The organism is Marinobacter zhanjiangensis, assembly GCF_014651935.1.
Taxonomy (GTDB): domain Bacteria; phylum Pseudomonadota; class Gammaproteobacteria; order Pseudomonadales; family Oleiphilaceae; genus Marinobacter; species Marinobacter zhanjiangensis.
Genome location: NZ_BMXV01000001.1, coordinates 89,315 through 101,476, shown reverse-complemented (window position 1 = coordinate 101,476; position 12,162 = coordinate 89,315). Strand labels below are relative to the sequence as shown.

The window sequence follows — 12,162 nt, the reverse complement described above, 5'->3', positions numbered from 1 at the left end:
CCGGGCCTGACTCCATTTGGACTACTATCCGGAAGACAAAGCCGGAAGACAAAAGAGAGTGCCTATGATGACCCTGATACTGTTTGTTCTGGCCGCTGCGTCGCTGCTGGCGGTAATGCGTCGCGAGGCGGGAGCCAAACCCGCCATTGCGGTCATGGTGGTATTCGGCCTGCTGTCGTGGATCTTTGCCTCGGGCTGGCTGACGCTGTTGCTGTTTATCGGTGCCGCGGTAACCGCCGCTGCCGGCCTGCCCCGGTTCCGGCGCAGCTGGCTGACACCGCGCGTATTCGCCATGTTCAAGAAAGTCGCTCCGAAGGTATCGGCCACGGAACAGGTGGCCCTGGATGCGGGCACCGTGGGCTGGGACGGTGACCTTTTTACTGGTCGCCCCGACTGGCACAACCTGCTGATCAACCGTAACACCGGCCTTACCGAGGAGGAGCAGGCGTTCGTGGACAACCAGTGCGTCAAGGCTGTGTCCATGTGTAACGCCTGGGACGTGGCGGTCGAGCGGGCGGACCTGCCTGCTGAGCTCTGGGAATATATCAAGAAGGAAAAATTCCTGGGCATGATCATCCCGAAGCAATACGGCGGCCTGGAATTCTCCGCCAAGGCCCAGTCCGCAGTGCTCCAGCGCCTGGGGGCCAACGAGGTACTGATGACCTCCGTGGGCGTGCCCAACTCCCTCGGCCCCGGTGAGTTGCTGGTCAAGTACGGTACTGACGAGCAGAAGGACTACTACCTGCCCCGCCTGGCCGATGGCCAGGAGATTCCCTGCTTCGGTCTCACCGGCCCCCGGGCCGGCTCCGACGCCACCTCGCTGCCGGATACCGGCATCGTCTGCAAGGGCAAGTACAACGGCAAGGAAGTACTGGGCCTGAAGCTCAACTTCGAGAAGCGCTGGATCACTCTGGCGCCCATCGCCACCGTAGTGGGGCTGGCCTTCCAGATGTTCGATCCGGACGGCCTACTGGGCGAGGAGAAGGAACTGGGCATCACCTGCGCGCTGATTCCCCGGGACACCGACGGCATGGAAATCGGCCGTCGTCACTGGCCCATCGGCAGTCCGTTCATGAACGGGCCCATCGTGGGCAAGGACGTGTTCATTCCCCTGGACTTCATCATCGGCGGGCCGGAAATGGCCGGTGAGGGCTGGCGCATGCTGGTCGAGTGCCTGTCGGTGGGCCGCTGTATTACCCTGCCGTCCGGCGCCGCCGGTTCCTGCGCTACCGCCGTGGGTGTTGGTGGGGGCTATACCCGCATTCGCCGCCAGTTCAACAACCCGGTGGCCGACATGGAGGGCGTGCAGGAAGCCCTGGGGCGGATCGCAGGCTACTGCTACATCGCCCAGTCGTCGGTACTGCAGACTGCCAACATGGTGGACAACGGCGGCAAGCCGGCGGTGCCCTCGGCCATCCTCAAGTATCACCTGACGGAAATGCAGCGGTCCGCACTGACCGATGCCATGGATGTGCACGGCGGCAAGACGGTAACACTGGGGCCGCGCAACTACATGGGTATTGGTTACTCCGGCTCCGCGGTGTCCATTACCGTGGAAGGGGCCAACATCATGACTCGCAGCCTGATGATCTTTGGTCAGGGGGCGATCCGGTGCCACCCCTACGTACTTCGGGAACTGGCAGCCAAGGACAAGGATGACGAAAAGGCCTTCGACGATGCTTTCTTCAGCCACGCCGGTCTGATCTTCGGCAACGCCGCCCGCGCCTTTACCCAGGCGCTGGGTCTGGGCAAGGCCGAGGTGCCGTTCGACAGCACTGCTCGCCGTTACGCCCAGGCTGTGGCCCGGTTCAGCGCAGCCTTCGGCCTGTGTTCCGATGCCGCCATGACCACTCTGGGCTCGCAGTTGAAAATGCGGGAGCTGATTTCCGCGCGACTGGGGGACATGCTGTCCAACCTGTATATGGCCTCCATGGTGCTCAAGCACTGGCACGAGACCCAACCGGTGGAAGGCGAGGCGGATGTGCTGGAATACAGCATGAGCATGCTGCTGTCACGTACTGAGGATGCTTTGGACGAACTGCTGAATAACCTGCCCAACCGGGCGGTGGCCGTTGCCCTGAGGGTAATCACCATGCCGCTGGGTCGTAACTGGCACAAACCCCATGACGACCTGACCCGGCGTGTCGCCCGGGCTATCTCCACCGATACGCCGGTGCGGCACAAACTGCTGGCGCCGATATGGCATACGGAAGGTGACGACAAGGAAAACCCGGTGGCACGCTACAACGCCCTGTTGAAGGACAACGAGCGGGCGGATCCCATCTACCGCAAGGTGGCCAAGGCTGCCGCCAAGGGCGAGCTGCCAGCACAGGCGCTGCATCCGGAAGAGCAGTTTGAGGCGGCCTACAAGGCGGAGATCCTCAGCGAGGAGGAAATCACCTTCATGCGGGAGTACGAGAAGAACGTGCTCGACATGCTGACGGTGGATGACTTCCCGTTTGATGCCCTGGCCATGGACAAGTCCACACTGGTAGACCATAACCCGGCATGAATGGCTGGGCGTTTCTCGCCGTCAGTGTTGGCGCCGTGATCGGCGCCAACCTGCGCTGGGCGCTGAGCCTCTGGCTCAATGGTCCGGGGTACGGGGTTCAGCCCGGTACCCTGTTGGCCAACCTGCTCGGTGCCGGCCTGGCCGGTTTCTTTATCAGCTGGTTCAGCCACAGCTCCCTGTCGCCGGAGTGGCGGTTGCTGGCAGTCACCGGCCTGTGCGGCGCGCTGACGACCTTCTCAACGTTCTCACTGGAGCTGGTGGGGGCAATTGAAGCCGACCGCTGGCTGGTGGCGCTGGTTACCGTGCTGGTGCACGTGCTGGGTTCGTTGGCGATGGTAGGCGTGGGCATGTGGGCTTACGGCCTGTACCGGTCCATGGGCTGACGACCGACCGCCTGCAAGTCACGATTGTCGGTATACCAACGAAAAAGGCAGCCAATTGGCTGCCTTTTTATTCAGTAGCACTCAAAACATGTTTGGGGTGCTACCCACGTTGAAGCCTGATTTACAGGGGGACAACGTTCTCCGCCTGAGGACCTTTCTGGCCCTGAGTTACGGTGAACTCAACCTGCTGGCCTTCGGCCAGGGTCTTGAAGCCGCTGCCCTGAATGGCACTGTAGTGAACGAAAACGTCCGGGCCAGATTCACGGGTAATGAAGCCAAAACCTTTCGCTTCGTTGAAGAACTTAACAGTGCCGGTAACAGTAGACATACTTGATTTTCCTGTATTCATTTCACTTTCTAGATATTGCCCTTTTCACGCCAGCCGCTGGCTGTCTATCGTCAAAGGACCTTTGGGAGGAAGCCAGAGCGACAGGTTCAAAAATTCGACGAGTACACTACTAGGAGAGAGAAACGTCTTGTTCATGAAGTGCTTTACTGATCTTCCCTGATTTCTGACTCTACTCTTGCTTTTGGCGTAATGCCAGCCCTTTGGATACAAAAATTCACGTAGTTATACCTAGTGTCGCTACAGGCGGGCAGCAGCGCTTGCGCGCCGCTGCAACCGTTGTTTTACCGCGTGAAAATCTCCTGATAGAAACGCATGGTGCCTTCCCAGGAACGCTCTGCGGCGTCCTTGTCATAGCCGACGGGCATGTCGTGCTCTTCGGCGATGGCATCGGCGCCCGGATTCATGAACGAATGCAAAACCCCCGGGAAACTGGTGACGGAAAAGTCGGCTTCCGCCTGCTGCATGCTGGTCACGAATGATCCTACCTGGTCAGCCGGCACCATCTGGTCGGCACCGCCGGTGTATACCTGGATACGGGCAGTGATATCGCCGGGCTCGGGCGTGATCGGGCTGCCCAGGGAGCCGTGGTAGCTCACCACCCCGTCCAGGTCCATGCCCAGGCGGGCCATGTTGAGCACCACTGCGCCACCAAAACAGTAGCCCTGGGCCGCAATGAGGTCATCATCCACGGTACTGTGCCCGCGCAATTGTTCCATGGCAGCAGCAAACCGTGCCTGCAACACGTCCGGGTCGCCGGTGGCTTCCTTCATGAAAGCCTGGGCTTCCTTCGGGTGGTCGGTGACCTTGCCCTCGCCATACATATCCAGCGCAAAAGCGGTGTAACCGGCCGCAGCGAGTTTTTCCGCCTGATCACGGGCGAACTCGTTGTGGCCCCACCATTCGTGAACAACGAGCACGCCGGGCCGCTTGCCCTGGTCGCTGTCGTTCCAGGCCATGTAGCCGGTGAATGTCTCGCCGTTCACCGTGTAATCCACGGTTTCCGTCTGCAGTTCGGCGTAAACAGAGCCAGCGCTCAGGGAAAGGGCGATGCCGGCGGCCAGTGATACCAGTTTCGAAGTCATGGGCAAATCCTTTTAGCGGTAGTGGTTAGTGTCGTAGTTGAGCATAGAACACTTCGCTTTTACGGTGCCAACGACCCGACAGATGTCACGCTCCTGCTAGACTGAAACCTGAACAGGTTGTACCGGGGGGATAAGGCATGAGAATCGGCGTACCAAAGGAAATCAAGAATCATGAATACCGGGTGGGCATGACACCGTCGGCGGTGCGAGAGTTGACCCGGGCAGGGCATGAGGTAGTGGTCCAGGCTGGCGCCGGTGGGGCAATCGGCTTTTCCGATGACCTTTACCGGCAGGCCGGCGCGTCCCTCGAAACTTCCCCGGAAGCAGTGTTCCGCGATGTCGAACTGATCGTCAAGGTGAAGGAGCCGCAGGCGGGGGAGCGTCAGTTACTGACTCCGGACCAGACCCTGTTCACCTACCTGCACCTGGCACCAGACGGCGAACAGACCCGGGATCTGGTGGCGTCCGGCGCCACCTGTATTGCCTATGAAACGGTGACTGACGACCACGGCCACCTGCCGTTGCTGGCCCCCATGTCGGAGGTGGCCGGTCGCATGGCGGTGCAGGCCGGCGCTCATTGCCTGGAACGTGCTCAGGGTGGGCGTGGTGTGTTGCTGGGCGGTGTGCCCGGTGTCAGCCCGGCCCGGGTCACCATTATCGGTGCCGGCATGGTGGGGCAGAATGCCCTGGCCATGGCAGTGGGGCTGGGCGCGGACGTCACCATTCTGGATGTGGATATCAATGTGTTGCGGGAGCTGGATCACCGTTACGGCAACCGCATCCGTACGGTATTTTCCAGTGCCGACCAGCTTGACCAGTGTGTTACCGAAGCGGATCTGGTTATTGGTGCGGTGCTTATTCCCGGGGCCTCGGCACCAAAACTGGTGACCCGGAACATGCTCGGGCGGATGCCCGATGGCACCGTACTGGTGGATGTGGCGATCGATCAGGGCGGCTGCGCGGAAACCTCGCGGCCAACCACCCATGACGATCCGGTCTTCATTGAGGAAGGCGTGGTGCACTACTGCGTCGCCAACATGCCCGGGGCCGTGGCGAGGACGTCCACCCTGGCGCTGAACAACGCCACCCTGCCGTTTATTCGGCAACTGGCGGACAGGGGCCCGGTGGCGGCCATGAAGGAAAACCAGCACCTGTTGGCCGGACTCAATGTCTACCATGGCCAGGTAACGTTTCGCGAGGTGGCCGAGGCTCATGGTCTGGCCTATGCTGAGCCCCATTCCCTGCTGCCCTGACCGGTAGAGGTTCCTGAAACCCGATGGAGATACCATGAAACTGATCGGCTCCAATACGTCCCCCTATGTCCGTCGCATCCGCCTGCTGCTGACGGATACACCCCATGATTTCGTTCACCTGGACATCTATGGCGAGGGCCGGGACGAACTGCGCCGCAATAACCCGACGCTCAAGATTCCGGTACTCCGGGACGGTAGCCAGGAAGTCTATGATTCACGGGTGATCGCCCGCTACCTGAGCCAGAAGCTTGGCCTGACACCGCTCAGCTGGGACCAGGAAAACCAGCTGACCCTGATCGACGGGGCCAACGACTCCTGCGTCACCATGCTGTTGTCGAGGAAATCCGGGCTGGATGTGGAGGCCGATGTGATGTTCTGGAACCTGCAACGGGAGCGGATCATGACCACCCTGCGCACGCTCAATGCCATGGTGGAAGGGGGCGATTTCGCCGGCTGGGATTATCCGGCCGTCTGCCTGTATTGCCTGGTGGACTGGATGCACTTCCGGGAGTTGGTGGAGTTCACCGGCGTGGAGAGCCTGCTGGCCTTCCGTGACCAGCATCGGCATGAGGCCAGCGTGGCGGACACCGACCCACGCAACGCCTGAAGCGCCAGATTATTCGGGGCTTTCGTCAAGGCTGTCACGCACCCGGGCCAGTATATCCAGGGCGTGGCGGCGTTTGGCCGGATCGTACAGGTCTACCGTGAACATCAGCTCGTCCACTTCCACCGTGGCCAGGATCTGTTGCAGACGCTGACGAATGCTGTCCGCATCGCCCAGTACCTGCAGGCCCAGGAAGTCCTTGACGCCGGCTTCCTCCGCCGGGCTCCAGAGCCCATCCATGGACTCCACCGGCGGCCTCATCCACAGGGGCTGCCCCCGGAAAAGAGACAGAATGCGCTGGTAGCTGGTGGTGGTCAGATGCTCTGCCTCTTCAATGGTATCGGCCGGTACCGCCGGCAGGCAAAGCATGGCGTGGGGCCGGTCGAGTTGTTCCGACGGCCGGAAATGATCCCGGTAGACCTTGAGCGCTTCCCGGTACAGCCGTGGCGCAAAGTGGCCGGCAAACGCATAGGGCAGGCCACGCAGGGCTGCCAGCTGGGCACTGAACAGGGACGACCCCAGCAGCCAGATGGGTACGTTGGTGCCAGCCCCGGGGATCGCCTTCACCTGCTGACCCGGTTGCAGCGGCCCCAGCAATTTCTGCAGCTGCTCGACGTCGTGGGGAAACTGCTCGGCACCGATGCCGTCACGGCGCAGGGCCCGGCTGGTGATGGGATCCGTGCCCGGCGCGCGCCCCAGACCCAGGTCGATGCGCCCGGGATACAGGCACTCCAGGGTACCGAACTGCTCGGCGATCACCAGCGGCGGGTGGTTGGGCAGCATGACGCCGCCGGAGCCTACGCGAATACGGTCGGTCTGCCCGGCAATATGACCAATCAACACGGAGGTCGCAGCGCTGCTGATGCCCTCCATATTGTGGTGTTCGGCCAGCCAGAAGCGGTTGAAGTCCAGGCTTTCCGCATGGCGCGCATAAGCTACACTGTTGGTTAGCGTCTGTGATACGGAATCGCCTTCCCTGACGGAGGCAAGCTCCAGCAGTGAAAAGGGTTTATTGGATGGCATGGATGCTCCGGCGTTGGGTTAACAGTCTTGAGTACCGTCTGGATCGTTCTCGGGGCAAGTGAGCGAATCATCCGGGCGGCAATCCAGGCAGCATACTGCATGGCGCGGCGACACAGAAAGCAGGCTAACGGAGTTGTGGAGGTATTTGTTGTGCCATTGGCCGAACTCAGGACATCCCCTGTGAGAATTGCACTGATTTACCTGGTGCTGGGCTGTCTCTGGATCCTGTTTGCCGATCAACTGGTGGCCTGGTTGTTTGCCGACGCCAGTAATGAGGTGCAGTCGAAAGCCCAGACATTCAAGGGTTGGGTGTTCGTGTTGCTCAGTGCCGCGCTTATTGGCTGGCTGGTGCATCAGTCCATACAGAAGCTGAACCATGCCACCAGCTTCATGACCCTGCAAAGTTCCATGATCGAGAATGCCCATACCGGGATCCTGGCGGCGGACGCGAATCGTCGGGTTATCTACGCCAATCCTGCCATTGCGCGCATGAACAACGTCCGGCTGGACCGGATCCTCGGTCGTCCGTTGTCGGAGTTCCGCTCCGGTGCCCATGATGAGCGCTTCTTCAGTGAGCTCTGGCAGCAGGTGGAAGAGACCGGTCAGTGGCAGGGAGAAGTGGTGGCCTGGCGACGCGACGGCTCCCTGTACAATCAATGGGTGACGGTCACCCGGGTGAATGACAGCAAGCAGCAGGCCAGCTATTACGTGCTGTTTGTTACCGATGTCACCGAGGAAAAAGCCGACAAGGAAAGGCTGCGCTACCTGGCTTTCTATGACCCCCTGACCGACCTGCCCAACCGGGCCATGATGTCCGATCATGTCCGTAACGCCCTGCGTCAGACATCAGTAAACGGCGGTAGCCAGGTTGCGGTGATGTTTATCGACCTGGATGATTTCAAAACCATAAACGAGTCATACGGTCACCAGCTCGGGGACAGGCTGTTACAGGTGGCCGGGCAGCGGATCCTGCAATGCCTGTCCGATGGTGACCAACTGGGGCGCTTTGGCGGTGACGAGTTCGTGGTGCTGATGCCCCGCATTACCGGCCAGCAACAGGTAGAGCAACTGGCAACGCGACTGCTCGATGCCCTGGGGGCCGGGTTTCGCCTGGATGACCATACCCGGGTGATGGTGCGTGCCAGTATCGGGATCTGCCTGGCAAGGGGCGACCGGAGCAGCGACTACCAGAACGTGTCGCTGCTGTTCAGCCAGGCCGACTCGGCCCTGTCGGAGGCCAAGCTGGCCGGCAAGAACACTTTCGCCTTTTACAGTGCCGACATGACCCGCATGGCACGACGCAGGCTGGAGCTGGAGGAAGCGCTCACCACCGGGCTGGCCGGTGACCAGTTCGAGCTGTTCTACCAGCCGGTTTACAGCATAGGCTCCGGTGAGCTGATCGGAGCGGAAGCTCTCATCCGCTGGCGTCACCCCGACTGGGGGCTGGTTTCTCCGGCTGAGTTCATTCCCCTGGCCGAGGAAACCGGGCTGATCGTGGAGTTGGGAGGATGGGTTCTGGAGGAGGCGGCACGCCAGCTTCGGCAATGGCTGGACCAGGGGCTGGATCCGGGGTTCGTGGCCATCAATGTGTCCTCTCGGCAGCTGGTGCGCGGGCATTTCCCCGGGTTTCTCAAACGGGTCGTGAAGGAGGCCGGTATTCCGGCCAATCGTCTGGAGATCGAGCTGACCGAGAGCAGCCTGCTTGCCCTGGGGGATCGCACCACCGAGCTTCTGGCTGAAATGCGGGACACCGGAGCACGCCTGGCTATCGATGACTTCGGCACCGGATATTCCTCTCTCAGTTACCTGCGGCGGTTCAAGGTGGACAAGCTCAAGATCGACCGCAGCTTTGTGAATGAGCTGGCCATGGAGGGTGGTGGTGAAGGCATCGTCAAGGCGGTCGTCCGCCTGGGTCAGGCCATGGAGCTGGAGGTTCAGGCCGAGGGTGTTGAGCTGGAGAGCCAGCTGATCACTCTGGCCGAGCTTGGTTGCGACAGCTTTCAGGGTTTCCTTCGGGCCGCACCCATGCCTGCCGACGAGTTCCGGAAGCGGTTGGGAGAGGGCCATTCCGTCGCGTGAACCTGTCGCCGAAATCTTTATTGACCCAGAGCATGGCAACTCCCCGGCTCCTCGGGTGCAATGGATATCTGATTTTTTTATGCCTCTGTCTGTTGAAAATGGAGTTCAAGCATGACTGCCCCGTCTTCCCGAACTGATGCCGTTAGTGGTGAGAGCAGCGAGCACTGGTATAACCTGAGCCCGGGTGATGTGCGTGCCCGCCTCGAAGCCGGGGAACCGCTGGATAGTGCAGCGGTCACGCAACGCCTGCAACAGTATGGCCCCAACCAGTTGCCGGAGGCCGCCCCCCGGGGGCCTCTGGCCCGGCTGGGAAGGCAGCTGAAGAACTTCCTCATCTATGTTTTGCTGAGTGCGGCCCTGATTACGGCGCTGCTGGGTCACTGGATGGATACCATCGTGATTCTGGCGGTGGTGATCATCCAGACCCTCGTGGGCTTTCTGCAGGAAGGTAAGGCGGAACAGGCGCTGTCAGCCATAAGGCATATGCTTGCACCCCAGGCGGTGGTGCTTCGCAGTCACGGGCGCCACACCATCGGGGCGGCGGAACTGGTGCCCGGTGACACCCTGCTGTTGGAGCCCGGAGACCGGGTGCCGGCTGATGTGAGGCTGGAGCGTGTCCACGGCCTGCAGGTCGACGAAGCCATTCTCACCGGCGAGTCCATGGCAGTGGACAAGGCGGTCGCCAGCCAGCCCGAAGGGGCGGCCCTGGGGGACCAGCGCAGTATGGTCTTTGCCGGCACCATGGTTACCACTGGCACCGCCCAGGGTGTGGTGGTCCGCACCGGGACAGCGACCGAGATCGGCCGGATTTCCGGCCTGCTCCGTCATACCAACACCCTCAAGACACCGCTGCTGGAGCAGATAGACCGTTTCGCCCGGTACCTTTCGGTTCTGATCATCGTGGTGGCGGCGATGATCTTCCTGGCGGGCACCTGGTTCAGCGGTATGGCCATGAATGAGCTGTTCATGGCCGTGGTGGGTCTTACCGTGGCGGCGATTCCCGAAGGACTGCCGGCCATTCTCACCATTACCCTGGCCATCGGGGTTCGTCGTATGGCGACCCGCAAGGCGGTGGTACGACGGATGCCGGTCATTGAAACCCTGGGCGCGGTGTCGGTGATCTGTTCCGACAAGACCGGCACGCTGACCCGCAACGAGATGACCGTGACCACGCTGGTAGCAGGGGGAGAGCGTTATGAGGTCAGTGGTACCGGATATTCCCCCGATGGCGCCGTGGCCGGGCCCGCCGGGCAGCCGCTCACACCGGCGGTGAGCGAGCTGGCTCTGGCCGGTGCTCTGTGCAACGACGCCCACCTGAAGCTGCAGGAAGACCCGGTACGGGTGGAAGGCGACCCCATGGAAGGCGCGCTGAAAGTGCTGGCCCTGAAAACGGATAACGCGCTGGCCAGTGTGGACACTCAATGGCCACGGCAGGATGAGATTCCCTTCGATGCCGAGTACCGCTTCATGGCGACCCTCAATCATGATCATCATGGTCATGCCATGGTCTATCTCAAGGGCGCGCCGGAACAAATACTGGCTATGTGTGCCGAGGCAATGACAGCCGATGGCTCCATAGAGTCACTGGATACCGGCCCTTGGCAGCAGAAGATCGATGACATGGCGGCAGAGGGGTTGCGGGTGCTGGCTTTCGCCCGTTTGCCGGTGTCAGCGGACACCAGCTCGCTGGCTATCGAAGATGTCCGCCAGGGGTTGCAGTTCCTCGGCGTGGCCGGCTTCATGGACCCACCCAGGCCGGAAGCGGTGAAGGCGATTGCCGACTGTCATGACGCCGGTATACGGGTCAAGATGATTACCGGTGACCACGCCCGCACCGCCGGGGCGATTGCTACAAAGCTGGGGCTGCGGGAAACCGGACGGGTGCTCACCGGGGCAGAACTGGACCAGGTGGATGATGATGAGCTGGTTAACCTGGCAGCCGATGTGGATGTTTTTGCCCGTACCAGTCCGGAGCACAAACTGCGCCTGGTGAAGGCGTTGCAGGCGGGCCATGGTGTGGTCGCGATGACCGGCGATGGTGTCAACGACGCGCCGGCGCTCAAGCGCGCCGACGTGGGCATCGCCATGGGGGTAAAGGGGTCTGAAGCGGCGCGGGAAGCGGCTTCCATGGTATTGCTGGATGACAACTTTGCCAGCATTGCGGCCGCTGTCCGTGAAGGGCGCACCGTCTATGACAATCTGCGCAAGGGGCTGGCGTTCCTGCTGCCCATCAATGGCGGTGAGTCGGTCAGCCTGATAGCCGCATTGCTGCTGGGGCTGACCCTGCCCATCACCGCTCTGCAGATTCTCTGGGTCAATATGGTGAGTTCGGTGGTGCTGGCCATGACCCTGGCCTTCGAGCCGACCGAGGGGGGTGTCATGAAGCGCCCGCCCAGGGCCAGATCGGAATCCTTGCTGCAGCGGTCAGTGGTGTGGCGGGTGCTGGTGGTATCGCTACTGTTTCTGGCGGGAATCTTCGCGGCGTGGAACTGGGGCATGGACCGCACGGGCGAACTGGATTACGCCCGCACCATGGCCGTCAATACCCTGGTGGCCATGGAAGTGTTCTACCTGTTCGCGGTGCGTTATCTCGACACCCCATCAATCACCCTGCGGGGTGTGGTGGGTACGCCTATCGTGATTGGCGCGCTGGTGGCAGTGGTATGCCTGCAGTCGCTGTTCACCTGGTTTCCGCCGTTGAATGAAGCCTTTGGCTCGGCGCCCATGGATCTGGCGGGTCTGGTCTTTTCGGTCGCTGCCGGGGTGGTGGTGTTGCTCCTGCTGGAGCTGGAAACCCGGGTCAAGCGCCGGTTCCGCGGCCACCGGGAAGCGAAGCCAGGGGCGCCGGTCTCCTGATCAAAGGCATCAGTGGTCCGG

General features: G+C 61.5%; 9 protein-coding genes. 6 read left to right on the top strand and 3 right to left on the bottom strand.

The window, feature by feature from the left end; genetic code table 11:
* The first annotated feature begins 64 nt into the window (after positions 1–64).
* Positions 65–2,512: an acyl-CoA dehydrogenase gene (locus IE079_RS00465; protein WP_189571234.1), complete on the top strand. Its 2,448-nt coding sequence runs from the start codon at positions 65–67 to the stop codon at positions 2,510–2,512.
* Positions 2,509–2,895 (top strand): fluoride efflux transporter CrcB, encoded by a 387-nt coding sequence (gene crcB, locus IE079_RS00460; RefSeq protein WP_189571232.1) that lies wholly within the window; start codon positions 2,509–2,511, stop codon positions 2,893–2,895. Before IE079_RS00465 ends, crcB begins: the two co-directional genes overlap by 4 nt.
* Positions 2,896–3,016: 121 nt before the next feature.
* On the opposite strand, the gene IE079_RS00455 is transcribed toward crcB, so the two are convergent.
* Positions 3,017–3,223 carry a cold-shock protein gene (locus IE079_RS00455; protein ID WP_189571230.1) on the bottom strand — a complete coding sequence of 69 codons (207 nt, stop codon included), beginning with the start codon at positions 3,221–3,223 and terminating at the stop codon, positions 3,017–3,019.
* Between the two features lie 302 nt (positions 3,224–3,525).
* Positions 3,526–4,326: a dienelactone hydrolase family protein gene (locus IE079_RS00450; RefSeq protein WP_189571228.1), complete on the bottom strand. Its 801-nt coding sequence runs from the start codon at positions 4,324–4,326 to the stop codon at positions 3,526–3,528.
* A gap of 137 nt (positions 4,327–4,463) precedes the next feature.
* Here IE079_RS00450 and ald point away from each other — a divergent pair, with 137 nt between their 5' ends.
* Both ald and IE079_RS00440 read left to right on the top strand, forming a co-directional pair.
* Complete coding sequence (ald, locus tag IE079_RS00445; RefSeq protein WP_189571226.1) at positions 4,464–5,579, top strand: alanine dehydrogenase; 1,116 nt, start codon at positions 4,464–4,466, stop codon at positions 5,577–5,579.
* A 34-nt stretch (positions 5,580–5,613) separates the two neighbouring features.
* Positions 5,614–6,186: a glutathione S-transferase family protein gene (locus IE079_RS00440; protein ID WP_189571223.1), complete on the top strand. Its 573-nt coding sequence runs from the start codon at positions 5,614–5,616 to the stop codon at positions 6,184–6,186.
* Positions 6,187–6,195: 9 nt separating this feature from the next.
* On the opposite strand, the gene IE079_RS00435 is transcribed toward IE079_RS00440, so the two are convergent.
* The gene (locus IE079_RS00435; RefSeq protein ID WP_189571220.1) at positions 6,196–7,206 is read right to left on the bottom strand and encodes an LLM class flavin-dependent oxidoreductase; all 1,011 of its coding nucleotides are present in this window, start codon (positions 7,204–7,206) and stop codon (positions 6,196–6,198) included.
* A 180-nt stretch (positions 7,207–7,386) separates the two neighbouring features.
* Here IE079_RS00435 and IE079_RS00430 point away from each other — a divergent pair, with 180 nt between their 5' ends.
* Both IE079_RS00430 and IE079_RS00425 read left to right on the top strand, forming a co-directional pair.
* Positions 7,387–9,285, top strand: a complete 1,899-nt coding sequence (locus IE079_RS00430) for a putative bifunctional diguanylate cyclase/phosphodiesterase (protein WP_189571217.1) — start codon at positions 7,387–7,389, stop codon at positions 9,283–9,285.
* Between the two features lie 111 nt (positions 9,286–9,396).
* On the top strand, positions 9,397–12,141 hold the full coding sequence (locus IE079_RS00425) for a cation-translocating P-type ATPase (RefSeq protein ID WP_189571214.1): 2,745 nt from the start codon (positions 9,397–9,399) through the stop codon (positions 12,139–12,141).
* Positions 12,142–12,162: the final 21 nt, after the last annotated feature.

Excerpts from the sequence above, each read along its gene's own strand:
- IE079_RS00440 (WP_189571223.1), top strand. The coding sequence starts at position 5,614 with ATGAAACTGATCGGCTCCAATACGTCCCCCTATGTCCGTCGCATCCGC.
- IE079_RS00455 (WP_189571230.1), bottom strand. The coding sequence starts at position 3,223 with ATGTCTACTGTTACCGGCACTGTTAAGTTCTTCAACGAAGCGAAAGGT.
- IE079_RS00465 (WP_189571234.1), top strand. The coding sequence starts at position 65 with ATGATGACCCTGATACTGTTTGTTCTGGCCGCTGCGTCGCTGCTGGCG.
- IE079_RS00425 (WP_189571214.1), top strand. The coding sequence starts at position 9,397 with ATGACTGCCCCGTCTTCCCGAACTGATGCCGTTAGTGGTGAGAGCAGC.
- IE079_RS00435 (WP_189571220.1), bottom strand. The coding sequence starts at position 7,206 with ATGCCATCCAATAAACCCTTTTCACTGCTGGAGCTTGCCTCCGTCAGG.
- ald (WP_189571226.1), top strand. The coding sequence starts at position 4,464 with ATGAGAATCGGCGTACCAAAGGAAATCAAGAATCATGAATACCGGGTG.
- IE079_RS00450 (WP_189571228.1), bottom strand. The coding sequence starts at position 4,326 with ATGACTTCGAAACTGGTATCACTGGCCGCCGGCATCGCCCTTTCCCTG.
- crcB (WP_189571232.1), top strand. The coding sequence starts at position 2,509 with ATGAATGGCTGGGCGTTTCTCGCCGTCAGTGTTGGCGCCGTGATCGGC.